23 protein-coding genes and 2 tRNA genes are annotated in these 25367 nt (G+C 71.6%); 12 read left to right on the forward strand and 13 right to left on the reverse strand.

Annotation, left to right across the window (positions count from 1 at the left end; genetic code table 11):
• Window positions 1–96: 96 nt before the first annotated feature.
• The 4 genes from ACQP0T_RS06450 to ACQP0T_RS06465 all read right to left on the reverse strand — a co-directional run bounded on the left by ACQP0T_RS06450 (window position 97) and on the right by ACQP0T_RS06465 (window position 6324).
• Window positions 97–963 (reverse strand): immunity 49 family protein, encoded by an 867-nt coding sequence (locus tag ACQP0T_RS06450; protein ID WP_433871747.1) that lies wholly within the window; start codon window positions 961–963, stop codon window positions 97–99.
• On the reverse strand, window positions 960–5105 hold the full coding sequence (locus ACQP0T_RS06455; protein ID WP_433871748.1) for a hypothetical protein: 4146 nt from the start codon (window positions 5103–5105) through the stop codon (window positions 960–962). Before ACQP0T_RS06455 ends, ACQP0T_RS06450 begins: the two co-directional genes overlap by 4 nt.
• Entirely contained in the window at window positions 5102–5407 is a 306-nt protein-coding gene (locus tag ACQP0T_RS06460; protein WP_433871749.1) for an ESX-1 secretion-associated protein, read from the reverse strand. The genes ACQP0T_RS06455 and ACQP0T_RS06460 overlap by 4 nt, the downstream gene beginning before the upstream one ends.
• 125 nt (window positions 5408–5532) lie before the next feature.
• Entirely contained in the window at window positions 5533–6324 is a 792-nt protein-coding gene (locus ACQP0T_RS06465; RefSeq protein ID WP_433871750.1) for an MBL fold metallo-hydrolase, read from the reverse strand.
• Window positions 6325–6386: 62 nt separating this feature from the next.
• Here ACQP0T_RS06465 and ACQP0T_RS06470 point away from each other — a divergent pair, with 62 nt between their 5' ends.
• From ACQP0T_RS06470 to ACQP0T_RS06480, 3 genes are read left to right on the forward strand one after another with little or no spacing between them, the layout of a single operon-like run.
• Window positions 6387–6857, forward strand: a complete 471-nt coding sequence (locus ACQP0T_RS06470; protein WP_345364544.1) for a ribose-5-phosphate isomerase — start codon at window positions 6387–6389, stop codon at window positions 6855–6857.
• A 25-nt stretch (window positions 6858–6882) separates the two neighbouring features.
• On the forward strand, window positions 6883–7218 hold the full coding sequence (locus ACQP0T_RS06475; RefSeq protein ID WP_433871751.1) for a hypothetical protein: 336 nt from the start codon (window positions 6883–6885) through the stop codon (window positions 7216–7218).
• Window positions 7219–7248: 30 nt separating this feature from the next.
• The gene (locus tag ACQP0T_RS06480) at window positions 7249–8055 is read left to right on the forward strand and encodes an Fpg/Nei family DNA glycosylase (protein WP_433871752.1); all 807 of its coding nucleotides are present in this window, start codon (window positions 7249–7251) and stop codon (window positions 8053–8055) included.
• A gap of 5 nt (window positions 8056–8060) precedes the next feature.
• Here ACQP0T_RS06480 and ACQP0T_RS06485 read toward each other — a convergent pair whose 3' ends face one another.
• The 5 genes from ACQP0T_RS06485 to ACQP0T_RS06505 all read right to left on the reverse strand — a co-directional run bounded on the left by ACQP0T_RS06485 (window position 8061) and on the right by ACQP0T_RS06505 (window position 12621).
• Window positions 8061–8771, reverse strand: a complete 711-nt coding sequence (locus tag ACQP0T_RS06485) for a hypothetical protein (protein ID WP_433871753.1) — start codon at window positions 8769–8771, stop codon at window positions 8061–8063.
• Window positions 8772–8925: 154 nt separating this feature from the next.
• Window positions 8926–10137, reverse strand: coding sequence for a GNAT family N-acetyltransferase (locus ACQP0T_RS06490; protein ID WP_433871754.1), 1212 nt, complete (start codon window positions 10135–10137; stop codon window positions 8926–8928).
• A gap of 67 nt (window positions 10138–10204) precedes the next feature.
• Window positions 10205–10843 carry a 2'-5' RNA ligase family protein gene (locus tag ACQP0T_RS06495; RefSeq protein WP_433871755.1) on the reverse strand — a complete coding sequence of 213 codons (639 nt, stop codon included), beginning with the start codon at window positions 10841–10843 and terminating at the stop codon, window positions 10205–10207.
• Between the two features lie 46 nt (window positions 10844–10889).
• Window positions 10890–12359, reverse strand: a complete 1470-nt coding sequence (locus ACQP0T_RS06500) for an MDR family MFS transporter (RefSeq protein ID WP_433871756.1) — start codon at window positions 12357–12359, stop codon at window positions 10890–10892.
• A 188-nt stretch (window positions 12360–12547) separates the two neighbouring features.
• Window positions 12548–12621: transfer RNA gene (locus ACQP0T_RS06505), tRNA-Gly, on the reverse strand.
• 150 nt (window positions 12622–12771) lie between these two features.
• On the opposite strand from ACQP0T_RS06505, the gene ACQP0T_RS06510 reads away from it, so the two are divergent.
• Window positions 12772–12845: transfer RNA gene (locus tag ACQP0T_RS06510), tRNA-Pro, on the forward strand.
• Between the two features lie 119 nt (window positions 12846–12964).
• Window positions 12965–13135 (forward strand): hypothetical protein, encoded by a 171-nt coding sequence (locus ACQP0T_RS06515; protein WP_433871757.1) that lies wholly within the window; start codon window positions 12965–12967, stop codon window positions 13133–13135.
• A 41-nt stretch (window positions 13136–13176) separates the two neighbouring features.
• Here the strand turns inward: ACQP0T_RS06515 and ACQP0T_RS06520 are convergent, their stop codons facing one another.
• A complete protein-coding gene (locus ACQP0T_RS06520; protein ID WP_433871758.1) occupies window positions 13177–14034 on the reverse strand; it encodes a sucrase ferredoxin in 858 nt (285 codons plus the stop codon).
• A 168-nt stretch (window positions 14035–14202) separates the two neighbouring features.
• Here ACQP0T_RS06520 and tig point away from each other — a divergent pair, with 168 nt between their 5' ends.
• From tig to ACQP0T_RS06545, 5 genes are all read left to right on the forward strand, one after another.
• Entirely contained in the window at window positions 14203–15612 is a 1410-nt protein-coding gene (tig, locus tag ACQP0T_RS06525; protein WP_433871759.1) for a trigger factor, read from the forward strand.
• A 253-nt stretch (window positions 15613–15865) separates the two neighbouring features.
• Window positions 15866–16441 (forward strand): ATP-dependent Clp protease proteolytic subunit, encoded by a 576-nt coding sequence (locus ACQP0T_RS06530; protein ID WP_345365040.1) that lies wholly within the window; start codon window positions 15866–15868, stop codon window positions 16439–16441.
• Window positions 16442–16533: 92 nt separating this feature from the next.
• Window positions 16534–17166, forward strand: a complete 633-nt coding sequence (locus tag ACQP0T_RS06535; protein ID WP_345364566.1) for an ATP-dependent Clp protease proteolytic subunit — start codon at window positions 16534–16536, stop codon at window positions 17164–17166.
• 369 nt (window positions 17167–17535) lie between these two features.
• Complete coding sequence (clpX, locus tag ACQP0T_RS06540) at window positions 17536–18816, forward strand: ATP-dependent Clp protease ATP-binding subunit ClpX (RefSeq protein ID WP_345364568.1); 1281 nt, start codon at window positions 17536–17538, stop codon at window positions 18814–18816.
• A gap of 154 nt (window positions 18817–18970) precedes the next feature.
• On the forward strand, window positions 18971–19546 hold the full coding sequence (locus ACQP0T_RS06545; protein ID WP_433871760.1) for an alpha/beta hydrolase: 576 nt from the start codon (window positions 18971–18973) through the stop codon (window positions 19544–19546).
• A gap of 17 nt (window positions 19547–19563) precedes the next feature.
• Here ACQP0T_RS06545 and ACQP0T_RS06550 read toward each other — a convergent pair whose 3' ends face one another.
• Both ACQP0T_RS06550 and fdhD read right to left on the reverse strand, forming a co-directional pair.
• Window positions 19564–20454: an alpha/beta hydrolase gene (locus ACQP0T_RS06550; RefSeq protein WP_433871761.1), complete on the reverse strand. Its 891-nt coding sequence runs from the start codon at window positions 20452–20454 to the stop codon at window positions 19564–19566.
• A 38-nt stretch (window positions 20455–20492) separates the two neighbouring features.
• Window positions 20493–21329, reverse strand: a complete 837-nt coding sequence (gene fdhD, locus ACQP0T_RS06555; protein WP_345364574.1) for a formate dehydrogenase accessory sulfurtransferase FdhD — start codon at window positions 21327–21329, stop codon at window positions 20493–20495.
• Window positions 21330–21481: 152 nt separating this feature from the next.
• Here fdhD and ACQP0T_RS06560 point away from each other — a divergent pair, with 152 nt between their 5' ends.
• Together ACQP0T_RS06560 and ACQP0T_RS06565 are read left to right on the forward strand one after the other, a co-directional pair.
• A complete protein-coding gene (locus ACQP0T_RS06560; protein ID WP_433871762.1) occupies window positions 21482–22813 on the forward strand; it encodes an OFA family MFS transporter in 1332 nt (443 codons plus the stop codon).
• The gene (locus ACQP0T_RS06565) at window positions 22813–22920 is read left to right on the forward strand and encodes an MFS transporter small subunit (protein WP_433871763.1); all 108 of its coding nucleotides are present in this window, start codon (window positions 22813–22815) and stop codon (window positions 22918–22920) included. The genes ACQP0T_RS06560 and ACQP0T_RS06565 overlap by 1 nt, the downstream gene beginning before the upstream one ends.
• Before the next feature lie 47 nt (window positions 22921–22967).
• Here ACQP0T_RS06565 and ACQP0T_RS06570 read toward each other — a convergent pair whose 3' ends face one another.
• The gene (locus tag ACQP0T_RS06570) at window positions 22968–25265 is read right to left on the reverse strand and encodes an FdhF/YdeP family oxidoreductase (RefSeq protein ID WP_433871764.1); all 2298 of its coding nucleotides are present in this window, start codon (window positions 25263–25265) and stop codon (window positions 22968–22970) included.
• Between the last annotated feature and the right edge of the window lie 102 nt (window positions 25266–25367).

A 25367-nucleotide genomic window follows, 5' to 3' on the forward strand; every position in this document is an offset into this window, starting at 1 on the left:
CGTGGCGGGTCACGCCGCGGAAGGCCGGTTCACGTCGAGGATGTTCACCCGGTCCTCCTCGAACTTCGCGCGTGCCGAGTTCGACCCGCGCTCGTCTCAGAATTGGAAGGCGTTGGTCCAGTACCCGGTAAGAAGATTTACGGGGAGGTAGTCCGATTCAACTTGGACGTTCATTCCGGAATCATGCGCGACACATGCCATGGCGAGTGGGGCCAAGGCGATGTAGCCTACCGGGCTTCGCTGCTCGCTGGCATCGGGCGACCAGAACTCTCGATGGCTTTCGAGGCTCTCCCCGAGCGCTTCGTTGAAACCGTCTTCATTGGCACTTGCGAGCTCGAGAAAGAGAAGCAATTGAGGGCCTGTTGTCAGGCGCAACTTCGTCGCGCTGCTCTTTTCGGTGTGCTCCGGAGCCAGGAGTCGGGAAGTTGCTTCGAAATTCGGGGCGACCTGTTCTGCTTGGTCTGAAAAGTATGCCTGGAGTGTGTTGATCCAGGAATAGATGTACGTGTCATAGTCGCTTCGACTTGGCTGAAAAATGCTCTCGTCAACTGCTGCGAGCATGCGTAGCCGCGCGAAGTCGCGGGTGATCATGGCGAGCCAAAGCGCTGTCAGCCAGTTGTTCGGTGTGCTGAAATGAGTCGGTCCGATTCGAGGGATCGGGTAGAACTCGCCGTTGATGAGGCAATCAGAGGTCTCTGAAGCCGTTGTCGCGGATTCGAATATTGCGCAGGAAGCTTGGGAAGCGCGTGCAAGGGAATCCCAGGTTCCTTGTTCCGTTGCCTGGGGGTCGAGGGCGCAGCGGCTGCCGAGTTCGAGAAGAGCGGTATCCATGAGAGTTGTTAACTTCTTGGGGAGCTGCGTGACGAGTGATAGATTTCGCTCGAAGCTCGCTGCGAGACGCGGAGCGTTGTCCGCGAGGAAGCCAGCGTTTTCGACTGGGTGGCGCTCAACGATGTGCATCATGCGTCCGAATTGTCGTCGTTTTGCGGTGTCAGGTCGAACTCGATGGCTTCATAGCCAATAATGCTACCACCGTCTGGGTCTGGCTCGAGCGTTGCCTTGACTCCGATGTAGCGGACTCGAGGTGGCTCTCTTCCGTCAAGCAGATCGAGATCGTAGGCGGTTTCAATTCGGTCCGCGAGCTCGACTTCGCCACGTGCCCGCATCTCCGCCAGTACGGTTCTCATGTATTCAGGGTGACCCTGCTGGACCCGTTCGTTCCGCTGCGTGTCCCAGCGGTCTTCGTAGTCGGCACTCGAAGCCTTGGCTTCGGTGATGAGAAATTCTCCCTCGATAGGTTCCCTGATCTGGTCGAATTCTCCGGAACCGCTTCGTCCGCTGGTTTCATCCGAGTCGTCGGGCGTCTCGTGGTGATTGCCCTTGTCGGCTCTATCTTCCGCGGAGATCGCCTCCACCGAGGCATCATCTCCCCAGTTTTGCCGGATGAAATCTTCGCTGAATTCTCGTGCGGCGGCTTCTCCTGTCTCCTCCCCAAGCTTGGTGCGGATGGTTGCGTGATACTTCTTTTCTGCGACTACCTCGGGGTCAACGTGCTTTTCTACTGCGCTCGACTTCGCATCCGACGGCAACCCGTGCTCCTGCTTCGCTGTTGTGGCTGCCTCGTCGAACTTTTCCTGGGCTGTCCTTGCGTCGGCACTAATTTCACTTCGGTTGTTGAGGTCCAAAGTTCGATCATCGCTATCCCTGCGATATTGCTCCATGTTGTTGCGAATTTCGCTGCGCAGGGCTGGTTGTTGTTCCGAGGAAAAGGTGCCGGATGTCTCGCTTTTCGGGTTGTAGGGGAGCGGCGGCGGCAAGTCGCTCGCGAGCGTCGGTTTCCCATCGGAAAGGGTAACGTGAAGACGCTTTTCCCCATAGGCGTCGGTATTGCTGTTGCCGTCGCGCCACACGAGTTCGGTAGGGTTTTCCTTGGGGCGCAAGTAATAATGCTGCCTGATGTAGCCATTTTCTGAGAAGTCCGCGACCTTTTCGCGCGGCGACAATTCCGAATTGGGTCCTTTGACATCGCGCCAATCGGGCTTGGGGCCCTGCCCGTCCTTACCCCGCGCCTCGGCGTCGTCGGGCCTGGTTCCGGGGTCTTCGCCGTCTCGGGTGGGGTGGAAGCCGTCGGTGCTGGCGGGGGAGCTGGTGCCGTCGGGGCTGTGGGTGTCCCAGCCGCCGTCCGGGGGCCAGCCCGGGCCGCCGTCGGGGTCGGTGCTGCTGGCGAAGACCTGGCCTTGGCCGTCGGTCCAGGCCTTGCCGCGCGGGGCGGTGACGTCGACTTCGAGCTTGCGGGACAGATCGGCGGCGAAGTCGCCGGAGTCGCAGCTCACCAGGCGGATCGGCTTGCCGTTCCAGTCCGGGTTGCGGCGCATGAGGTCGGCGAACTCGTCCACCGAGTAGCTGCGGTCGCCGATCTGGATCCGGCCGTCCGGGCCCATGTGGGCGTCGAGGGTGAAGTGCTCGCCGTCGTCGGGGACCCGGCGGGCGAGGTCCTGCATGTTCGGGTCGGTGTGGCCCGAGGCGCCCGCGTCGGTGCGGTTGTCGCGCAGGTGGTCGACGCCCTCGTCGATCTTGCGCTCGTACTCCGGCGTGCCCGGCCTGGGGTTGTCCGCGTCCGCCGGGCGGTCGGGGTCCTGCCTCGGCTGCGCGTCCGCCGGTCGGTCGCCGCCGTCCGGATCGCGCGGCTTGTCGGCGTTCGGCGGGCGGTCTCCCGGCCTCTCGGTGTCGGGCCTCGTGGTGTCCGGCTTCGCCGGGTCGTTGCTGGTGGCGTTGGGTGTGGTCGACTCCGGCTTCGTCGGGTCCGGCTTGCCCGCGTCCGGCTTCACCATGTCGGGCTTGCTCGGGTCCGGGCTGAACCCGTCCGGCCTGGTCGGCCCGGGGGTGGACGGCCTCGGTGGTTGCTGCGCGGGGCCACCCGCGTTCGGCCTCGGTGGTTGCTGGCCCGGGGGCTGCGGCCTGCCGCCGTCCGGACGCGCGGTGTCGGGGCGGGGACGCGGTGGTTCGCCCCCGAGGCCCTGGGGGCGCTGCGGGGCCGGGCGGGGAGTGGGCGCGTCGGGTCGCTGCGGTGTGGCGCGCGGTGGGGTGTCGCCGCCTCGCGGGCGTGGCGCGGGGGTGTCCGGTGTGGACGGTGGTCGGGCCGCTCCCGGACTGCCCGGCGTGCCGGTCCAGCCGCCGCCGGGGCCTGGGCGGGCGGTCGGGCCGCTGGGGGACCCGCCGCTGGGTCCGCCGGCGCCGCCCGGGGTGGCTCCGCCCATCGCGCCGCCTGCTGGGGTGGTGCCCGTCGGTTGGTCGGGGCGTGGCGCGCCGGGGGCAGGGGTTTGGGGGGTCGGTCCCGCCGGGGCGTCGACGCTCGACGAACTCGTCGTGGAAGGCGTGGTCGGCGTGGTGCCGCTCGTTCCGCTCGGCGACGGGACGTGGCCGCTCGGTGTCGATCCGCTGTCCGGTGTGGACGGTGTGCTCGGCGTTGCGCCACCGGCCGGTGTGGACGGAGTCGACCCTCCGCCGCCGGACAGGTCGCCGGTGAAGGACGTCGTGCGCGGTTCCGGACTGCTGGCCGGGGGTGGCGTTGGGCTGTTGCCCGTCGGTGCGTCCGTTGTGGACGTCGGTCCGGGGGACGGTGATGTGCCGCCGGGGCCGGTCCCGCCGGAGACACCGGGGCTGGTGCCGGGTGAGGTGCTCGGGCTCGTTCCGCCTACGCCGTCGGGAGAACTGCTGCCGAGCGGGCTCGGACCGGTGCCGGGCGCGTCTCCCGTGGTGCTGGAGGTGCTGGGGGCGTCGCCGCTGGTGCCGTTCGGGGCGGGACCGTTCCCTCCGGTGCTGGGGGTGTTTCCGTCCGTCCTGTTCGGATCGGGGGTGCTGCCGTCGGTGCCCGGGCTGCTGGGGGTGCTGGGAGTCTCACCCGTGCCGGTCGGTCCCGGGCCGTCGGTGCTCGGGCTCGTGCCGTCACCGCCGGTGCCGGTCGGGCCTGGCCCGTTCCCTCCGGTGCTCGGGCTGGTGGGGCTCGTGCCGGTGCCGGTTGGTCCCGGGCCGGTGCCGCCCGTGCTCGGGCTCGTGCCGTCGCCGCCGGTGCCGGTCGGCCCTGGCCCGTTGCCTCCGGTGCTCGGGGTGGTGCCGGGGTCGTCGCCTCCGGTGCTGGGGCTGGAGCCGTCGCCGCCGTCGACGTTCGGGGCGTCGGGGCTGTTCCGGCCGGTGATGTTGGTGCCGAAGGCGTCGTCGACCTTGCCCCAGGTGCTCTCGGCGAGCCGGTCGGCCATCCGACCCGGGATGTCGATCTTGTCCGCCACCCGGCCGACCGTCGAGATCGCCGACCCCGCCGCCTCCCCGGCCTTCTTGCCCAGCTTGCCGAGGAGTTCCATGACCTTGGAGAACGCCTCGACCATCCGGCCCAGCTTGGGCGAGACGTTGCTGATCGTCTTGGTCAGCTTCTGGACGATGTCCGCGATCTTGGTGACGGTCTTGCTGATGAACGCCACCGCCTGCGGCACGACCCACGACAGCGACACCAGCGGCGGAGCGAGCGCTTCGAGCGCGTAGGTGATCAGCCGCGAGATGCAGTCGGCGACGAGGTCGCGGACGAACTCGCGGACGAACGAGACGACCTCGCCCATCACCGTGACCACGGTGCTGATGGTGTTGGCCAGCTCGGAGGCGCCGACCAGGGCTTCGCCCTTCTCGGCGGCGTAGCGGCGGTAGGCGTCGCCGGCCGAGCCGGTCCACTCCGCGGTGTGCGCCTCGACGGCCTGGGAGTACTGCTGCGCGGCCTGGCCCACGGCCTGCGAGACGTTGGCCCAGGTGGCGCCGTAGGCGCGGACGCCGTCGGGGTCGCCGGCGAACCAGTCCAGCGCCTCCTTGAGCGGTTCGACGTGCTCGATCAGCCAGGACAGTCCGTAGGAGAGCAGGGTGCCGATGGGATCGACGACCATGCTGACGGCTTCCATCGCCATGCCGCCGTAGGCCAGGCCGGATTCGACCCAGCTCGACTCGTCGTTGAGGCTCTGGACGTCGTGGAACGACTCGAGGATGCCGATGCCGGTGATGGATTCCGGCGCGGCGTTCGGGTCCTTCGGGAGGGTGTCCTCGGTGACGACGTAGGGGTTGGTCACGCCAGGCTCCCGAGGCTGTCGCTGTTGCCCTCGTCGACGGACTCGTAGTCCTCAGCGGTGGCCCGGATGTTGTCCGCGGTCTCCTGCATCGCCTCGACGGCCTTCTCCAGGGCCTCGATGCCCTGCTGCTCCACCGGATCGATCATCCACGCGAACGGGCGGCACAGGATGCCGTAGGCGTCGTTGTCCAGCGACACCTGCTGCGAGGCGTCGACCGCGGTGCCGAGCTGGTCCACCACACCGTCCACTGCGGACGCGTGCGCGCGCAGGTTCGCCACGACGACGTTCATCCGGTTCGCCACGGTGGCCCTCCCCCTCGAGCAGACCTCGATCGAGGATGACGCCCCGCCGTCGGCAGCGGTGCCCCTTCACCGCCCAATGCGGCCGGACGGCCGCGCAACTTGCGCCGAACGGCCCAAGGCTCGGGTCACCGGACGCGGTCCAGCGCGGCCGTCGTCGTCGACGCGGGGAACGGGGAGCGGGCAACGGCCGCCGCGCGCGGCAGCGACCCCGCCGCCACCGCCGAGCACAGCGCGGCGAGCGCGGCCAGGTCCTCGCGCTGGGCGCGGGCGAAAGCGGCATCGACCGGAGTGCCGTGACCGGGCACCACGACCTCGGGGGCGAGTGCGAGCAGCCGGTCCACGGCGGTCGGCCAGCGCAGCGGATCGGCGTCCTCGAAGTCCGGTGGCCCGCCCTGCTCGACGAGGTCCCCGGCGAAGGTCACCGCCGCGTCGGGGACCTCGACCACGAGGTCGTGGTCGGTGTGCCCGGGACCGAGGTGGTGCAGCCGCACCCGGCGGTCGCCGAGGTCGAGCTCCGCCCCGTCGCGGACCAGCCGGTCGGGCTCGACCGGCCGTGCGGATTCCAGCGCCGCTGCCAGCGCGGTCTCGCCCCGTTCCCGGTAGTGCCGCGACCAGCGGGCGCGCTGCGGCTCGGCGGTGCGGGCCAGGTGCGCCGGGAAACCGGCGTGCGCCCACACCGGCGCGGGCCGGAACGCCGCGGTGCCGAAGCAGTGGTCGAAGTGCGCGTGGGTGAGCACGACCTGCACGGGCAGCGCGGTGATCCCGCGCACCTCCGCGGCCCACCCGGCGCCCCGCACCTCGTCGCCGCCGGTGTCGATCACCACCGCCGACCCGGTGCCGAGCACGAGCCCGGTGGTCAGGTCCAGCTCGTCGTGCCTGCGCACCAGGACCCCGGCGGCGATCTCCTGCCAGCTCATCCGGTGATGATGGCACCGACCGGGGTGCGCGCTGTCCGAGCGGGGTTTGGCACACTGCCCGCGTGCGCGTCTACATTGGCTCCGATCACGCGGGCTTCGAACTCAAGAACCACCTCGTCACCTGGCTGACCGAGCGCGGTCACGACGTCACCGACGTCGGTCCCGCAGAATACGACGCCCTCGACGACTACCCGCCGTTCTGCGTCGAGGCCGCCCGCCGGGTGGCCGCCGACGAAGGCAGCCTCGGGCTGGTCCTGGGCGGCTCCGGCAACGGCGAGCAGATCGCGGCGAACAAGGTGCCCGGCATCCGCGCCGCGCTCGCCTGGAGCGTCGAGACCGCCGAGCTCTCCCGCAAGCACAACGGTGCCCAGGTGGCCGGGATCGGTTCCCGGATGCACACCCAGGCCGAGGCGGAGGCGATCGTCGAGGCTTTCCTGAGCACCGAGTTCGAGGGCGGCCGGCACCAGCGCCGGATCGACCTGCTGTCGGACTACGAGAAGACGGGTGAGCCGCCGGCGCTGCCCGGCAACTGAGGGCGCTCACCCGACGGAGGATCGGATGGACCAGCCGCGCCCGGGCGCCGCGCTGCTCGCGCCCGTGGTGGCCTTCGGTGGCACGGCGCTCGGGACGCTGGTGGTCCACCTGGTGCACCGCACGTTCGCGCCGCAGCTGGTGCTGGCGCTGTGCTCGCGGCCGTCCTGCGCGCTCGACGTCGCGCTGTGGTCGCTCGTCGGCGGCTTCGCCGTGCTGTGCCTGGCGACCCTCGCCGGGACCGTCCTGGCCTTCCGGGTGCGGTCGGTGCGGGAGGCGCTGCGCATCGGCGGGGTCGTCGCGCTCGGCGGCACCCTGCTCCAGGTGCTCGGCGCGGTCCTGCTGTGGGTGCTGCTGCCGTGACGCGGCCCCGACCGATCGGAGCGGAGTGACATGCCCGAAGGACACACCCTGCACCGGCTCGCCTTGCTGCACCGGGAGCGCTACGCCGGCGCCCCGGTGGAGGTGCGCAGCCCGCAGGGGCGCTTCGCCGACAGCGCCTCACTGCTCGACGGCGCGGTGCTGCGCGGCGCCGAAGCGCACGGCAAGCACCTGTTCCACGTGTACGGGCCGGACCGCATCGTGCACGTCCACCTCGGTCTCTACGGCACGTTCGCCGAATCCCCGCTGCCCGAGGAGACCCCGCGCGGCCAGGTGCGGATGCGGCTGGTCGGCGCGACCCACTTCACCGACCTGCGCGGCCCCACCCGGTGCGAACTGCTCACCGGGCCGGAGGCCGAGGCGGTGCGCGCCAGGCTGGGCCCCGACCCGTTGCGCTCCGACGCCGAGCCGGAGCGGGCGTGGGCGCGCATCGCGCGGTCGCGCACCAGCATCGCCGCGCTGCTGATGGACCAGGGCGTGCTCGCCGGGGTCGGCAACGTCTACCGGGCCGAGGTGCTGTTCCGGCAGGGCATCGACCCCCGCACGCCCGGTCGCGCGCTGGACCGCGGGACGTGGGAGGCGATCTGGGCCGACCTCGCCGAGCTGATGGCCGACGGCGTGCGGATCGGGCGGATCGACACCGTGCGGCCCGAGCACCTGCCCGAGGTCACCGGCCGCGCGCCGCGCCAGGATCGGCACGGCGGTGAGGTGTACGTCTACCGGCGGGCCGGGATGCCCTGCCTGGTGTGCGGCGCGGAGGTGGCGCTGGAGGAGCTCGTCGGGCGCAAGCTCTACTGGTGCCCCGCCTGCCAGCCCTGAGTCCGTCAGAAGCCGCCGAAGTCGAAGCCGCCGAAGTCCAGGTCGTCCAGGCCGCCCTCGTCGCCGCCCGGGGTTCCGTCGAGGTCGTCGGCGTGGGCCTCGGCCGGCACCCCCGCCATCCCGCTGAACAGCGCCGACGTGACCGCGAGCGTGCCCAGCCCCCACGCGCCCGCGACCAGGGCGGGCTGCCACCACGCGCGGCTGTACCAGCCCTCGGGCACCGGTCGTCCCGCGACCGGCCCGCCCGGGTAGTAGTACGGCGTCCGCTCGGTCGGCGTCGGCGAGGCCACCTCGCGTTCGCCGTCGACCTCGACGTCCCGGTACTCGGTGACCTGGCCCGCGCCGCGCCGACCGGCCAGCTCCGGCAGCTCCGGTCCCGGGTCCAGGTCCATCGCGGTGCGCGCCGCGCGGATGTAGTAGAGCCCTTCCAGCGCGGTGCCGGTGGTCAGCTCCGCCCGCGTGGTCGTGGTCGTCTGGTCGAGCTGGGACAGCGCGGCCTGGTGCCGTTCGGAGGCGTCGGCGAGGGCTTGGCGGGCGGCGTCGTTCGTGCCGGTCAGGGTCAGGACCTGACCGCCGAGCCGTTCGACCCAGCGGCGGGCCTCGGCCCGGGCGTCGTCGAGTTCGCGGCGGTGCTTGGCCGCCGCCGCGCGGCGGGCCCACCAGAGCCCGCCGACGATCACCAGGGCTGCCAGGACGATGACGATGAGCGCTTCCACCGGAGCCTCCAGACCGCCGGGGTTCACCCTCGACCCTACCCCGCGACGGGCCCGCCCGCGGGGCGGGAAGTGCAGGTCAGCGCCCTTCCAGCGGGGTGCGCCGGAGGCGCGGCTCGACCCGGCGGGAGCTCGGCGGCGCGCCGGAGCGGGTTCCTCAGAACGGCTCGGGGCAGTGCGGCGGCCGGTCGCCGGCGAAGGCCCGGGAGAGCTGCTGGAGCGCGCCGGGGGAGTGCTCGGCGATCCGCCCGGCCCGGCCCAGCTCGCCCAGCGTCGTGCCGCCGAGGTGGACCGCCCCCAGGTCGGCGACGTCGACCGCGACCGACGGTGCCGCCTCGCTGCGGGTCACCTCGGCGGCCCCGTCGGCGATGCGCAGCCGCCAGCGGCCGGCGTTCCACGGGCACACCGGGTCGGTCACGTCGAGGACGGCGTCCACCGGCCCGGCCATCGGGTAGCGCCGGGAGGTCAGCGCCTCGGGCAGATCGACCAGCCGGACCCAGATCCCGTCGGTCACCTCCCGGAGCGCCTGGCGGGGATCGGCGAGCATCGCGAGCACCGGTTCGTCCACGGCGGCGTGGGACCAGCGCACCTCGGCGACCAGGTCGACGTCGAGCAGGTAGCGCACGAGCGCCGCGTACGCCTGCGGCGTCTCGGCGGCCAGCTCGGTGACGTGCAGGGTGTAGCTCGGTCCGCGCAGGCCCCAGCCGTGCTCGGCGCGGTACAACGCGTACCCGCCGGGGTGGACGGCGCAGCGCACCGGCCCCTTGCCGCCCCGCCCCGGTGCTTCGACGGTCCGCAGCCGCCAGAGCTCGTCGTGCCGGGTGAACCAGCCGACGCGGTCCGCGGCGACCACCGGGTGGTGCTCGGCGACGGCCGCCAGCCCCCGGTCCAGGCCGACCTCCCGGACCGGGCGCTCGTCGATCGCCACGTCGGGCCGGAACCGGGCGCCGCGCGGCACCGCCAGCCAGACCTGCTGGGTCGCGGGTCCGTAGCCGAACCGCCCGTAGATCCCGCCTTCCGAGGCGTACAGCGCGGCGATCGGGGCGCGTCCGCGCAGCCCGCGGAGCTGCTCGCGCATCAGCGCGCGGAGCACGCCGCGCCTGCGGTGGCCGGGAGCCACCCCGACGTTGGTCACGGCGGCCACCGGTACCCCGGTCGCGCCGGGCACGATCAGCGTCCGGTCCAGGGCGGCGCACCCGCCGATCAGCTCGTCGCCGTCGAAGGCGCCCAGGGACCGCGCGTGGCCGAACTCGGCGCGGCTGCGCTCCCGGGCCTCGTCCGACTCCGCGTCGAGGAAGGACGCCTTGAGCACCGAGTGGAACGCGTCGTGGTCCGCCGGGCCGAGGTCCCGCGTGCTGATGTCCGCCATGATCCGGTTGTACCGGGCGCGGCAACCGGTTTTCCGCCGCGGCCCGCTTCACCCGGGAGGGTGGACCTCAGGCGCCGAGGGGGACCTGGGTGACCGGTCGCCACTCCGGGCACGAGTGGTCGCGGTTGAGCTCGACCAGGGAGAGCGCCCCGACCTTCGCCGTGGCCGGGTCCACTTCGGTCGCGCTCAGCGTGGCGACGGCGAAGATCGCCGGGCCCTCGGTGGTGGAGTGCGCCAGGCTCACGTGCCGGTCGACGTCCTCCGGCACCGGCGGCAGACCGCCCTCGCCCAGCACCGCCGCCGCGCCGCCGCGCACCGCCGAGCGCAGCTCGGTCACGGTCGTCTGCGGCTCGGCGGGCAGCGACAGCGACTCCGGCTGCACCAGCGCCCGCTGGAACACCAGCGTGAACGGGGCGATCTGGGCCAGCCGGGAGCGCGTCTCGGCCACCAGCGAGTCGAGCGCGGCGTCGTCGATCTCGTCGGTGAAGCCGACCTCCTGCACCAGGATGTGCATCCACTCCAGCGGCACCAGGTCGAAGCCGGGCAGCTCGCGCAGGGCGTACTGGTAGTTGTTCACGAGCGTGCGCAGACCCGGTTGATCGGAGAACGGCAGCAGCCACGCGTAGCTGGTGCGTCCGGCGTGCCAGCCCGGGCGCCAGCGGGCGTGGTTGCGGACTTGATCGGCGTGCGGCATGTCGGCGGTCACCCCCCACATACTGCACCGCGCGTCCTCGTTGTGAAGCACTGTTGACCTATCTCACGGTTCGCTCCCGAGCGCGTTCACCCGCCAGGGTCTCGCGCCATTCCGGGTCGAGCGTGGGCGCCGCGTCGGCGTCCCGCACCCGCAGCGCGAGCAGGATGCCCAGCACGGTGAACACCGCCCCGGCCAGGAACGCGCCGTGGTAGCCGGCGAGCTGCGCCCGGGCCAGCTCGGCGGGCACCGACGGATCCACAGTGGAGGTGGCGAGCTCGGTCGCGGCGACCAGCAGGGTCGCCACCACGGCGGTGCCCAGCGCGGTGGCGACCTGGCGGCTCACGTTGAACATCGAACTCGCGTGGCCCATCGACTCCGGCGCGGTGCGGGCGAACGTCGCGGTCTGCAACGGCGTCATCAGCAGGCCCATCGCCACGCCCTGCACCACCAGCAGCCCCGCCAGCGCCCAGATCGGCGTGTCCAGCCCGAGGAGCTGCATCCCGCCGACGACCAGGAGCTGCACGCCGAACCCGGCCAGGATCAGCCGCTTCGGGCCGATCCGGCCGTAGACCCGGCTGACCACCTGGGTCACCACCAGCATGCTCAGCGCCTGCGGCATGAGCGCCAGTCCGGCCTCCAGCGGCGAGGCGCCGCGCAGGTTCTGCAGGTACAGCGGCACCAGGAACAGCACGCCGAACATCGCCGCGGTCTGGGCCAGCAGCAGCGCGTTGCCGGTGCCGAACATCCGTTCGCCGAGCAGCCGCAGGTCCAGGATGGGCTCCGAGGTGCTCAGCTCCCGCCACACCAGGCCCAGGATCAGCACCACCGAGGAGCCCAGCGCCGTCCACACCACCGGGTCCGACCAGCCCTGCTGGGCGCCGTGGTCCAGCCCGAACAGCAGTGCGGCCAGGCCGGAACCGGCCAGCAGGAAACCCGGCAGGTCGAAGCGCCCCGGCCGCTCCCGGACCTCCTCCTTGAGGAACAGCACGGTGAACAGCAGGGCCAGCACGCCGACCGGCACGTTGATGAAGAAGATCCACCGCCAGCTCGCGTACTCCACGAGCGCGCCGCCGAGCACCGGACCCAGCGTCGGCGCGATGGTGACCGGGATGGCCAGCACCGCCCCGGCCTTGGCCCGCTCGTGCGCGGGGAAGGCGCGGAACAGCATCGCCTGCCCCACCGGTACCAGCATCCCGCCGCCGACGCCCTGCAGGATGCGGGCGCCGATCAGCATCCACAGCTCGGTGGAGATCCCGCACAGCACCGAGGCCGCCGTGAAGATGACGACCGCGGCTTGGAAGGTGCGCTTGCTGCCGAACCGGTCGGCGATCCAGCCGGAGGACGGGATGAACACCGCGAGGCTGAGCATGTAGCCGGTGAGCACCCACTGCAGCCCGCCGGGCCCGACGCCGAACTCGCGCCCCAGCGTGGCCAGCGCGACGTTGAGGATCGTGACGTCCAGGATCTGCATGATCAGACCGAGCACGAACGTGATCCCGACCAGCCACTTGTATTCGAGTCGGCGCACCCGGGTCCCCCTCGACGGTTTCGGCGCTGCGGCGACGCGGGCCGCGCGGCACCACCCGTCCAGGGGGATACCGCCCGCGTCACCGTCCGAATCCAACCGCTCGGGCGGCGCGGTATTCCCGGCCGGTGAGTCGGATCACCCACCGATGACGAGCGGCCCGGTCGCGACGAAGGCGACCGGGCCACCGGTGGAGCGGGCGACGGGAATCGAACCCGCGTAGCCAGTTTGGAAGACTGGGGCTCTACCATTGAGCTACGCCCGCGTGCCTGGCCGAACCGTCGGCGCATGGCGGCCCGCAGCGGGTGTTCCGCAGCGGGTCTGGCGCCTTTTCGACCTTGCGTGCTCCACCTTAGCGGGTCGCGATAGGCTTCCGGCAACGCACCCGGGGTTTCCGGGTGCGCCGCACGTCGGACGGGGTGTGGCGCAGTTTGGTAGCGCACTCGCTTTGGGTGCGAGGGGTCGTGGGTTCAAATCCCGCCACCCCGACGTCGCGGCCGGTCGCTCGCTTCGGTGGGCGACCGGTTCCTCGTGCCCGGACCGGTAACGGTCCGTGGTCGCGCACCGATTGCCCCGGTGTGGATGAGGGAAGAACGATCGCGTCGCGCGTGCACCGGCCTGCGGTCCTGATCTGCGGCGTGCTCGGGGCGCTCACCTTCGCGCTGGTCGGCGTGTCGCTGTGGGTGCCCGGTCCGGCGCCCACCGGCTCCGACTCGCCCGGCGGCATCGTCACGGCGGTGACGCCGACCGAGCTCGGCGCGGCGGGGGCCGGTCGCTGAGCACCGGCCGCGGGAGGACCTGAGCACCGGTCCTGGGAAGATCAGGGCAGCGGGTCCACCGAGGTGACCGAGGTGGTGCTCGGGCGGACCGGGGCGCCGCCGCAGCTGTTCGGCCGCGGCGGCTCCAGCGGCTGCTCGCGCACCACCGCCCGCCAGCGGCGCCCGTCCTGGTGGACGACCACCGGGTCGGCCCCGGATTCGTCGACGCGCAGCGCGTCCAGCCGGTGTTCGCCGACGAGCTCGCGCACGGCCAGCTCCGCGGCCTGCCCGGCGTGCGACCACGGGGACCGGCCGCGGCAGCCGGTGCGCGCCAGTTCGCCGCGCCCGGCCGCGGCCAGCACCTCGCGGGCCGCCGCGCCGTCGAGTCGCCCGAACGTGTAGCCGCTGGGCAGCAGCACCGAGGCGGGGGCGAAGCGGTGGCCGCCGGTGTGCGAGGTCTCCCAGACGTCCGGTCGGTCGCCCAGCTCGCGCACCAGGTCCCGGCCGAGCAGCGCGCAGCACCGGTCCCGCCGCCCGTTCGTGCAGACCAGCAGCACCGGGTCCGCGGGTCGGCCGAGGTCGGCGGCGGACAGGTCCAGGTCCAGCAGCGCGGCTGGGTCGTCCACCTCGAACCGGCGCAGCGCCCCGCCCGGGGTGCTGCGGGCCACCAGCGCGGTCCGGGGCGCGCCGGTGTCGGCGTGCCTGCCGGGTCGCCGGATGAGCTGGAGCCGGAGGCCGTGCGCCCCGGCCCGCTCGGCGAGCTCGCGGCCGAGGTCGGGGTCCAGCCCGCTCTGCACCGGGGCGTCGCGCCCCCATGGTCCGGGTTGTTCGAGGCAGAGCCAGCCGGTCGTCACGGCCGCGGTGCCCGCCAGCGGTTCGGCGAGATCGGCGGACAGCGCGGCGCAGGAGTCCTCGTGCACCGCTCCACCCAAGCACGCCGGTGCTCCGGGGCGGTGCTCCGGCGCCCCCGGGCCAGCCGTCCCCGGTCGAAGCAATAGACTCGGAGGTCAGCCCGGCATCATTGGACGTGGCCACGGCCACGCCTGCGGCAACGCCGGGAGTCAAGCACGTTCGCACTAGGAGACCACGTGAAGAGCACCGTCGAGCACCTGAGCCCGACGCGCGTCCGGATCAACGTCGAGGTGCCGTTCGACGAGCTCAAGCCGAACTTCGACCGCGCGTACAAGGCCCTCGCCCAGCAGGTCCGCATCCCCGGCTTCCGGCCGGGCAAGGTCCCGTCGCGGGTCCTGGAGAGCCGCATCGGTCGTGCCCCCGTGCTCGACGAGGTCGTCAACGAAGCGGTTCCCGCCAAGTACCTCGAAGCCGTCAACGGCAGCGAGGTGCAGACCCTCGGGCGCCCGGACATCGAGGTGACCAAGATCGAGGACGGCGACGAGATCGCCTTCACCGCCGAGGTCGACGTCCGGCCCGAGATCACCGTGCCCGCCTTCGGCGAGCTGTCGGTGAGCGTGGACGACGTCGAGGTCACCGAGGACGAGGTGACCGAGCAGCTCGATTCGCTGCGCGCCCGGTTCGGGACCCTCGCCGGTGTCGAGCGCCCGGCGCAGCAGGGCGACTTCGTCAGCATCGACCTGTCCGCCACGGTCGACGGCGAGGCGGTCGAGGAGGCGCAGACCAGCGGCCTGTCCTACGAGATCGGCTCCGGCCAGCTCATCGACGGCATCGACGACGCCCTGATCGGGCTCTCCGCGGGCGAGACCGCGACCTTCACCACCCAGCTCGTCGCCGGGGACCACACCGGCCGCGACGCCGAGGTGACGGTGACCCTGAACTCCGTCAAGGAGCGGCACCTGCCGGAGGTCGACGACGAGTTCGCCCAGATGGCCAGCGAGTTCGACACGGTCGACGAGCTGGTCGCCGACCTGCGCGAGCGCCTCGGTCGGGTGAAGCGGATGCAGCAGGGCGTGGAGGCCCGGGACAAGATCCTGGAAGCGCTGCTGGAGACCACCGACATCCCGCTGCCCGAGAAGGTCGTCGAGTCCGAGGTCGAGGTGCGCCAGCACGACGCGGTGCACCCGTTCGACCACGACGAGGAGCAGTTCAACGCCTCGTTGCAGGAGCAGGGCAAGACCCGCGAGGAGTTCGACGCCGAGACCCGCAAGGAGGCGGAGGAGGCGGTCAAGACCCAGCTCCTGCTGGACACCATCGCCGACGCCGAGCAGGTGACCGTCTCGGACAACGAGCTCACCGAGCGGATCATCTACCAGGCGCAGCGGAACGGGATGAGCCCCGACCAGTTCGTGCAGCAGGCCCAGGAGGCCAACCAGCTCGGCGCCATCTTCGCCGACGTCCGGCGCAGCAAGGCGCTGTTCACGGTCGTCCGCCAGGCCACCGTGACCGACTCCGCGGGCAACGAGCTGGACCTCGACGAGCTGTTCGGTTCGCAGGAGGAGGCGCCCGCCGCCGAGGAGACCGGTGAGGTCGAGGGCGAGGTCGCCGAGGACGCCAAGCCGGGGGAGCCCGCCAAGGCGGAGTGACGCGACTCGGAGAACATGCTCTAAGCGAACGTGGGCGGTACTGGGAAGCTGGTGCCGCCCACGTTCGTTAGGGTCGTTATTAGCGGATCACCCGAGAGGGACACACCGACATCATCCCGGGGGAGCGGCGACCTGGTCCACTGTGGAAGCGGCGGGCGCGGCGGCTCCGGGTGGGAAGACCCGTTGTGGGAGAAGGCAGGGAGACGTGACGCAGCATCTGACTGGTCCGGTGTCCGACGCGCAGTCGCCGTACATGCGGTCGAACACCGGACTCACTCTCAACGACTCGGTCTACGAGCGTCTTCTTCAGGAGCGCATCGTGGTCCTCGGCTCCCAGGTCGAGGACTCCATCGCCAACCAGATCTGCTCGCAGTTCCTGCTGTTGGCGGCCGAGGACCCGGACCGCGACATCTCGCTGTACATCAACTCGCCGGGCGGTTCGGTGACGGCGGGCATGGCGATCTACGACACCATGCAGCTCATCAAGCCGGACGTGGCGACCGTCGCGATGGGCATGGCCGCCTCGATGGGGCAGTTCCTGCTCTCGGCGGGGGCCAAGGGCAAGCGCTACACGCTGCCGCACGCGCGGATCATGATGCACCAGCCGTCCGCCGGCCTCGGCGGCACGGCCTCCGACATCGCGATCCAGGCCGAGATGTTCTCCCGGCACAAGAAGGAGATGGCTCAGCTCATCGCGGAGCAGACCGGTCAGTCGGTGGAGAAGATCCTCGCCGACTCCGACCGCGACCGCTGGTTCGCGGCCGAGGAGGCCCGCGAGTACGGGTTCGTCGACCACGTCGCCACGGCCGCCAACCTGCCGCGCAGCTAACCCCAGCCACCGGACGTGGTCCCCGGACCTTGGCCGCCGGCACCCCCGGTGCCGCCCAGGACCGGGCCGGAAACCAACGAGGAGTCACCGTCGTGAGCTCATACCAGCCTCCGCAGTCCCGGTACGTGCTGCCCTCCTTCGTCGAGCGCACCGCGTACGGGGTCAAGGAATCGAACCCGTACAACAAGCTGTTCGAGGAGCGCATCGTCTTCCTCGGCGTCCAGGTCGACGACGCGTCGGCCAACGACGTCATGGCCCAGCTCCTCTTCCTCGAGTCCGACGACCCGGACCGCGAGATCCAGATGTACATCAACTCGCCCGGTGGCTCGTTCACCGCGCTGATGGCCATCTACGACACCATCCAGTACGTCCGCCCCGACGTGCGCACCATCTGCCTGGGCCAGGCGGCCTCGGCGGCGGCGGTGCTGCTCGCCGCGGGCACCAAGGGCAAGCGCCAGGCGCTGCCGAACTCCCGGGTGCTGATCCACCAGCCGTCCGTGGAGGGCATCTACGGCCAGGTCTCCGACCTGGAGATCCAGGCGGCCGAGGTGCACCGGATGCGCGAGCTGCTGGAGAACACGCTGGCCAAGCACACCGCCAGGTCCCCGGAGCAGATCCGCGAGGACATCGACCGGGACAAGATCCTCACGGCCGAGCAGGCGGTGGAGTACGGCATCCTCGACGAGGTGGTGCCGTACCGGAAGCTCTCGGACCAGCAGTCGTAGGGATCTGGCCCGCGCGGTGCGGGTGGTCGCGCCGGTGCGGACCGGCGCAGCGGCTCCGGCGGCAGGTGCTGGTAAAACCGGTTGGGTCCGGGGCCACCACCTGGGATGGTGGGATTCGTCCCACTTCCCGGGACTGCTCGGCCGAGCCGGTGGTCAGGGCTTTCCGGGCGTGGTGCGCGGGCGTCGCCGCCGCGCCACGCCCGGGGCCGAGCCCGACCGACACGCCGAGGAGCGCGGTGGCGGTGCCACGGGCGTGGGTGGCGGACACTGTGAGTCTCCCCGAACGCGGGGAACGGCAGGTACCGTCGAGGACAGTTACGGTCAGGCGCACCACCGGACGGTGCGCCGGAGGGGACGGGGTCAGCGGTCATGGCACGTATCGGTGACGGCGGCGACCTGCTGAAGTGCTCCTTCTGCGGGAAGAGCCAGAAGCAGGTCAAGAAACTCATCGCCGGCCCCGGCGTGTACATCTGCGATGAGTGCATCGATCTCTGCAACGAGATCATCGAGGAAGAACTCGCCGAAGCGGGTGAGGTGAAGCTCGACGAGCTGCCCAAGCCCGCCGAGATCCACGAGTTCCTCGACCAGTACGTCATCGGGCAGAGCCCCGCGAAGCGCAACCTGTCCGTCGCGGTCTACAACCACTACAAGCGCATCCAGGCCGGGGAGCGCCGGGAGGGCCGCGGCGAGGAAGCCGTCGAGCTGGCCAAGTCCAACATCCTGATGCTGGGCCCCACCGGCTGCGGCAAGACGTACCTGGCGCAGACGCTCGCCAAGATGCTCAACGTCCCGTTCGCCATCGCCGACGCCACGGCCCTCACCGAGGCCGGCTACGTGGGCGAGGACGTCGAGAACATCCTGCTCAAGCTCATCCAGGCCGCCGACTACGACGTCAAGCGCGCCGAGACCGGCATCATCTACATCGACGAGGTCGACAAGATCGCCCGCAAGAGCGAGAACCCGTCGATCACCCGGGACGTCTCCGGCGAAGGCGTGCAGCAGGCGCTGCTGAAGATCCTGGAGGGCACCACCGCCAGCGTCCCGCCGCAGGGCGGGCGCAAGCACCCGCACCAGGAGTTCATCCAGATCGACACGACGAACGTGCTGTTCATCGTCGCGGGCGCGTTCGCCGGGCTGGAGAAGATCGTCGAGGACCGGGTGGGCAAGCACAGCGTCGGCTTCGGCGCCGACCTGCGCTCCAAGGAGGACCTGGACTCCGCCGACCACTTCGCCGACGTGATGCCCGAGGACCTGATCAAGTTCGGCCTGATCCCCGAGTTCATCGGTCGGCTGCCCACCGTGGCCAGCGTGACCAACCTCGACAAGGCCTCGCTGGTCCGCATCCTCACCGAGCCGCGCAACGCGCTGATCAAGCAGTACAAGCGGCTGTTCGAGATGGACAACGTCGAGCTGGAGTTCACCAAGACGGCGCTGGAGGCCATCGCCGACCAGGCGATCCTGCGGGGCACCGGGGCGCGTGGGTTGCGCGCGATTCTGGAGGAGGTCCTGCTGCCGGTGATGTACGACATCCCGAGCCGCGCGGACGTCGCCAAGGTGGTCATCACCGAGCAGACGGTCCGGGAGAACGTCAACCCGACGATCGTGGCCCGGCAGGCCACCAGGCGGGAGCGCCGGGAGAAGTCGGCCTGAGCCCCGCGCAGTAGCGGGCCGACAGGTACCGGAGCCCTCCCGCGGCGGTCGCCGGTGCGACCGAGTGACCCCCGAACGGGGGTGTCTCCGCTGCGCGGTCCCGGGGCATAGCTGATCATGGGTCGGTCGGTGGAACCGAGACCGGGAGCGGCCCATGACCGAGTTGCACGTCCTGCTGGTGCTGGGCGAGGCCCGTCCCGGGCCGTGGCATTGGCAGCAGTGGCTCGCCGGTCGGCTCCGCGAGCACGACGTGCCGGTCGAGCGGATCGACGACGCCGCCGCCCCCGAGGCGCTGCGCGCCGGGCTCGCCGCCGTCGCGCCGGAGGCCGAACTCGCCGTGGCCGCGCACGCCGCCGGTGCGCTCCGCTGGCTCGAGCACGCGGCCTCCGCCTCCGACGACGAGCGCCGCGCCGACCGGGTGCTGCTGGTCGCGCCACCAGCGGTACCCCGCCCGCCCGACGCCCGTGCACTGCGCCGCGTCGCCGCCTCGACCCGCATCGTGGCGGGCACCGGGGACCCGCGGTTGCCGGAGACCCAGGACCTCGCCGCCGATCTCCAGGTCGTCCTGGACGTGATCCTCGACGGCGGGCGGCTGGACCTCGACGCCGGGTACGGTCCGTGGCCGTCGGTGCTGCGGTGGGCGCTCCACGGCGTGCTGCCGGTGGCCGACCGCTCCGACGGCGAACCCCGCACCGAAGACCGGTCACCGCGGCGGCTGCGCCTGGTCTGAACGGCCCCGCGGTCGGTTCAGCGGCGGCTGGTGCTGGTGCCGGTGCCGAGGTGGGCACCGATGAAGTCGACGAGCTGGGGCAGCGCCTTGCGGTAGTACCGGCTGTTGTGCCCGCCGGGCGTGGTGGAGGCGACCTCCGGGTCGGCGCGGGCGATGAACCGCCGGGTGCCCAGGATGAAGCGGTCGTCGGTGCCGCACCACACGCCCAGCGGCACGTCCCCGAGCGCGTCGACGTGCCGCAGCGGGTCCAGCTCCGCCCACGCCGCCTCGTCGACGAACGCGCGGCGCTTGCGCATCTGCCGCCAGCTCGTCAGCAGCGCCGGGGAGACCACCCCGGCGGCGTCCACCGGGTGCCCCTGCTCGCGGCGCCGCCGGGTGTAGAGCAGCGCGCCGAAGCCGCCCATCGAGATGCCGGACACCGCGAACGGCTGACCCCACCGGTCGCCGAGGCCGCGCTGGGCGAGCCAGTGCGGCACCTCGTCGAGCAGCATCCACATCGGGTCGTCCCCGGGAGCGCGGTGCCAGTAGCTGTTGGCCCCGCCGTCGACGGCGAGGAACGCGTACGGCGGGATGCGCCCGGCGGCCACCGACGCGGTGAGCCAGGCGGGCAGCCCGCCCGCGGAGTCGCGGGCGTCGCCGAACCGGCCGTGCAGCATCAGGCACACCTGCAGGCCGCGGGGGTCGACGTTCTTCGGGAACATCGTCACCATCTCGACGGGCTGGTTGCGGGCCCGCGAGTAGACCTGCTCGACGGCCACGTTCACCTGGTCGGCCAGCGGGACCGCGCGGCGCGGTGGGTCGGTGAGGGCGTCACCGGCCAGCCCGAGCGTGGCCAGTCCGGCCAGCCCGGCGCTGAGCGCGCTGCGCCGCGTGATGAGGCGGCGGGCGCGGTGGTCACCGTGCCGCATGCCCTCATCGTGCCAAGGACCGGGCGGTCGCGGCGACTTCACGTCATGCCGTTCGTCACGATCCGGTGTTGTCCGGTGTAGACGTTCATGGTCGTGCCGCGCAGAAAGCCGACCAGGGTCATGCCCTGCTCCGCGGCGAGGTCGACCGCCAGCGAGGACGGTGCCGACACCGCCGAGAGCATCGGCGCACCGGCCATCGCGGCCTTCTGCACCAGTTCGAACGAGGCGCGTCCGGAGACCATCAGCACGCAGCCGCCGAGCGGGATGCGGCCGTCCAGCAGCGCCCAGCCGAGCGCCTTGTCGACCGCGTTGTGCCTGCCGACGTCCTCCCGGACCACCAGCGGGCGGCCGTCGGCGTCGAACAGGCCGGCCGCGTGCAGGCCGCCGGTGCTGTCGAACACCCGCTGGGCCTCCCGCAGCCGGTCGGGCAGCGCGATCAGGGTGTCCACCGGCAACCGCAGCGGGTCTTCGGCGGGGGAGTGCCGGGTGCTCAGCTTCACCGCGTCCAGCGCCGCCTTGCCGCACACGCCGCACGACGAGGTGGTGTAGAAGTTGCGCTCCACCGAGGTGTCGGGAGGGGCCACGCCCGGCGCCAGGGTGATGTCGAGGACGTTGTAGGTGTTGCGCCCGTCCGGACCGGGGCTGTCGCAGTAGCGGGCGCTGGCCAGCTCGTGCTTGTCCTGGATGACGCCCTCGGTCAGCAGGAAGCCGTGCGCCAGTTCGACGTCGTGCCCGGGGGTGCGCATGGTGACCGTCAGCGGCGTGCCGTTGACCCGGATCTCCAGCGGTTCTTCGGCCGCGAGCGCATCGGGGCGCTTGCGGGTGCCCTCCGCGGTGATCCGCAGGACCGGGCGCCGTGCGGTGACGCGACCCATGTCAGCACCTCCCACGAGGCTCTCGTTCTCCGTCGATGTACACAGTATGCTCGGCGCGCCTTGATCGGCACAGCCCCGTGAGACGGGGTTCTCGGAACGCACAGCCCTCGGGGACGGCGCCGATCAGCACAGCCCCGGGGCGGGAGGTCTCAATGGTCGCGGCCGTTCTCGCTCGCAATCGCATCGTCGCACCCGACGGCTGGAACCGGTGGCTGGTGCCACCGGCCGCGCTCGCGGTGCACCTCGCGATCGGTCAGGTCTACGCCTGGAGCGTGTTCAAACCACCGCTGGAAGGTTCGCTCGGGCTCAGCGGCACGCTCAGCGCGCTGCCGTTCCAGCTCGGCATCGTGATGCTCGGTCTGTCCGCCGCGGTCGGCGGAACGTGGGTGGAGCGCAACGGGCCGCGCTGGGCGATGGCGGTGTCCGCGGTCTGCTTCTCCGCCGGGTTCTTGATCTCGGCGCTCGGGGTGGCCACCGGCCAGTACTGGCTCGTGGTGCTCGGCTACGGCGTGGTCGGCGGCATCGGCCTCGGCATCGGTTACATCTCGCCGGTCTCGACGCTCATGAAGTGGTTCCCGGACCGCCCCGGCATGGCGACCGGCATCGCGATCATGGGCTTCGGCGGCGGTGCGCTGATCGCCTCGCCGTGGTCGGCGCGGATGCTCTCGGCGTTCGGCACCGACACCACCGGGATCGCCCAGACGTTCCTGGTGCACGGCGTGGTGTACGCGGTGTTCATGACCCTGGGCGTGCTGCTGATCCGGGTGCCCGCCGACGACTGGACCCCGCCGGGGCGCCCGGCGGCGACGTCGGGCCGGATGGTCACCACGGCCGACGTCTCGGCGAAGTCGGCCTTGCGCACGCCGCAGTTCTGGCTGCTGTGGATCGTGTTGTGCTGCAACGTCACCGCGGGCATCGGCATCCTGGAGAAGGCCGCCCCGATGATCGTCGACTTCTTCGCCGGGACCTCGACCCCGGTGGCCACCGCGTCGGCGGCCGGGTTCGTCGCGCTGCTGTCGCTGACCAACATGGCGGGCCGGTTCATCTGGTCGTCCACATCGGACATCGTGGGGCGCAAGAACATCTACCGCCTCTACCTCGGCGGCGGCATCCTGCTCTACCTCGGGATCGTGCTGTTCGGCGCGAGCGGCATCCCGGTGTTCGTGCTCTGCGCGATGCTGATCCTGTCGTTCTACGGCGGTGGTTTCTCGACCATGCCCGCCTACCTCAAGGACCTGTTCGGCACCTACCAGGTCGGTGCGATCCACGGTCGGCTGCTCACCGCCTGGTCGGCCGCCGGAGTGCTGGGGCCGCTGATCATCAACGCGGTCGCCGACTCCCAGGAGGCCGCCGGGGCCACCGGCGCCGCGCTGTACTCGACGTCGCTGTACATCATGATCGGCCTGCTCTGCGTCGGCTTCGCCGCCAACGAACTGGTGCGCCCGGTCGATCCCAAGCACCACGAACCGGAAGGGGATCGCTGATGCCCCGTCGCGGACTGCTCACCCTGTCCTGGGCCTGGGTGGGCCTGCCCTTCGCCTACGGCCTGTACGAACTCATCCTCAAGGTCGCCCAGCTCTTCACCGGCTGAACGACCCCGCGCGGCGCCCGGTGGGTGAGCCGGGCGCCGCGCGGCCGTCAGCGGCGTTCGAAGCGGATGATGATCGCCTTGGAGACCGGGGTGTTGGAGCCGTCGGCGACCGAGCCCAACGGCACCAGCGGGTTGGCCTCCGGGTAGTAGGCCGCCGCGCAGCCCCGGGCGGTGGGGTAGCCGACCAGCCGGAAGCGCTCGGCGCGGCGCTCCTCCGCCGTGCCGTCGGCGGTGGTCCACTCCGAGACCACATCGACCACGTCGCCGTCGGCGAAGCCCAGCCCGGTGAGGTCGTCGGGGTGGACCAGCACCACCCGGCGGGCGTCCTCGATGCCGCGGTAGCGGTCCGAGAGGCCGTAGATCGTGGTGTTGTACTGGTCGTGGCTGCGCAGCGTCTGGAGCAGCAGCCGCCCCTCCGGGATCACGATCGGCTCGGCGGTGTTCACCGTGAAGTTCGCCTTGCCGGTGGCGGTGGGGAAGCTGCGGCTGTCCCGGGGCGGGTGCGGCAGCACGAAGCCGTCCGGCTCGCGGACCCGGGCGTTGTAGTCCTCGCAGCCCGGCACCACGCGGGCGATGCGGTCGCGGATCGCGTCGTAGTCCCGTTCGAACTCGGCCCACCGCACCGGGTGGTCGTCGCCGAGCAGCGCCTGCCCGAGCCGGCTGACGATGGCGACCTCGGACAGCAGCGCGTCGGAGGCGGGCGCGAGCCTGCCGCGCGAGGCGTGCACCACCGACATGGAGTCCTCGACGGTGACGAACTGCGCTCCCGCGGCTTGCACGTCGCGCTCGGTGCGCCCGAGGGTGGGCAAGATCAGCGCGGTGCGCCCGGGCACGACGTGCGAGCGGTTCAGCTTGGTCGAGACCTGGACGGTGAGGTCGCAGCCGCGCAGCGCCTCGATGGTGCCCTCGGTGTCCGGGGTGGCCGAGACGAAGTTGCCACCCATGCCGAGGAACGCCCGCACCCGGCCGTCCTGCATGGCGCGCAGCGCGTCGACGGTGTCGAGCCCGTGGTGCCGGGGCGAGCGGATGCCGAACTCCGCATCCAGCGCGTCGAGGAACTCCTCCGGCATCTTCTCCCAGATGCCCATCGTGCGGTCGCCCTGCACGTTGGAGTGGCCCCGGACCGGGCAGACCCCGGCGCCGGGCTTGCCGATCATGCCGCGCAGCAGCAGCAGGTCCACCACCTCGCGGATGGTCGCCACCCCGTGCTTGTGCTGGGTGAGCCCCATCGCCCAGCAGGCGACGGTGCGCTCCGAGGAGATCACCATCTCGGCGATCCGCTCGATCTGCTCCCGGTCCAGGCCGGTGGCCGTGGTCACGGCCTCCCAGTCCAGGTCCCCGGCCTGCGCCGCGAACTCGGCGTAGCCGTGGGTGTGGGCGTCGACGAACTCCTGGTCGACCGCGCCCGCCTTGAGCACCAGCGAGTTCAGCGCCTTGAACAGCATCAGGTCGCCGCCGAGGCGGATCTGGGCGAACTCGTCGGCCAGCGCGGTGCCCTCGCCGACCACGCCGCGGGCGTTCTGCGGGTTCTTGAACCGCATCAGCCCGGTCTCCGGCAGCGGGTTCACCGCGACGATCCGGCCGCCGCGCTGCTTGACCTTCTCCAGCGAGGCGAGCATCCGGGGGTGGTTGGTGCCCGGGTTCTGGCCGACCACCAGCACCAGGTCGGCGTGCTCCAGGTCGGCCAGCGAGACCGACCCCTTGCCGATGCCGATGGTCTCGGTCAGCGCCGCCCCGGAGGACTCGTGGCACATGTTCGAGCAGTCCGGCAGGTTGTTGGTGCCGAACGAGCGGACCAGGAGCTGGTAGAGGAACGCGGCCTCGTTGCTGGTGCGGCCGGAGGTGTAGAACGCCGCCGCGTCCGGGGAGTCCAGCGCCCGCAGCCGCTCGGCGATGAGGTCGAAGGCGTCGTCCCACTCGATCGGCCGGTAGTGCGTGTCCCCCTCGCGCAACACCACCGGGTGAGTCAGGCGCCCCTGCTGGCCGAGCCAGTAGTCGGTCTTGCCCGCCAGCTCGGCGACCGGGTGGCGGGCGAAGAACTCGGGCCCGACGCGGCGGGTGGTGGCCTCCTCGGCGACCGCCTTCGCGCCGTTCTCGCAGAACTCCGCCAGCTTGCGCTTGTCGCCGTCGGCCTCGCGCGGGTCCGGCCAGGCGCAGCCGGGGCAGTCGAACCCGGCCTGCTGGTTGAGCAGCGGTAGCGTCCGGATCGTGCGGCCGACGCCCATCTGCTCGACGCCGCGCCGCAGCGACACGAGCACCCCCTTGACGCCCGCCGCCGCGGTGCCGGGTCGTCCGACGGTCAGCTCGGTTTCGTCGATGTCCTCAACAGGTGCGCGCTTCGCCATGCGCCCCAGCCTCCGCCTCGATTCCCCGGAGATCGTCACCGGGTGTCCGATATCGGCATCGTCGCAGGTGGACCCGCCCGCGCACCGGCGCGGGGCGACCCT

The sequence above is a fragment of the Saccharopolyspora sp. CA-218241 genome, from assembly GCF_050954615.1.
Lineage (GTDB): Bacteria > Actinomycetota > Actinomycetes > Mycobacteriales > Pseudonocardiaceae > Saccharopolyspora > Saccharopolyspora cebuensis.

Coding starts and splice junctions, on each gene's coding strand:
- ACQP0T_RS06450 (WP_433871747.1), bottom strand. CDS start 963: ATGATGCACATCGTTGAGCGCCACCCAGTCGAAAACGCTGGCTTCCTC.
- ACQP0T_RS06465 (WP_433871750.1), bottom strand. CDS start 6,324: ATGAGCTGGCAGGAGATCGCCGCCGGGGTCCTGGTGCGCAGGCACGAC.
- ACQP0T_RS06475 (WP_433871751.1), top strand. CDS start 6,883: ATGGACCAGCCGCGCCCGGGCGCCGCGCTGCTCGCGCCCGTGGTGGCC.
- ACQP0T_RS06480 (WP_433871752.1), top strand. CDS start 7,249: ATGCCCGAAGGACACACCCTGCACCGGCTCGCCTTGCTGCACCGGGAG.
- ACQP0T_RS06490 (WP_433871754.1), bottom strand. CDS start 10,137: ATGGCGGACATCAGCACGCGGGACCTCGGCCCGGCGGACCACGACGCG.
- ACQP0T_RS06530 (WP_345365040.1), top strand. CDS start 15,866: ATGCGGTCGAACACCGGACTCACTCTCAACGACTCGGTCTACGAGCGT.
- clpX (WP_345364568.1), top strand. CDS start 17,536: ATGGCACGTATCGGTGACGGCGGCGACCTGCTGAAGTGCTCCTTCTGC.
- ACQP0T_RS06545 (WP_433871760.1), top strand. CDS start 18,971: ATGACCGAGTTGCACGTCCTGCTGGTGCTGGGCGAGGCCCGTCCCGGG.
- ACQP0T_RS06550 (WP_433871761.1), bottom strand. CDS start 20,454: ATGCGGCACGGTGACCACCGCGCCCGCCGCCTCATCACGCGGCGCAGC.
- fdhD (WP_345364574.1), bottom strand. CDS start 21,329: ATGGGTCGCGTCACCGCACGGCGCCCGGTCCTGCGGATCACCGCGGAG.
- ACQP0T_RS06560 (WP_433871762.1), top strand. CDS start 21,482: ATGGTCGCGGCCGTTCTCGCTCGCAATCGCATCGTCGCACCCGACGGC.
- ACQP0T_RS06565 (WP_433871763.1), top strand. CDS start 22,813: ATGCCCCGTCGCGGACTGCTCACCCTGTCCTGGGCCTGGGTGGGCCTG.
- ACQP0T_RS06570 (WP_433871764.1), bottom strand. CDS start 25,265: ATGGCGAAGCGCGCACCTGTTGAGGACATCGACGAAACCGAGCTGACC.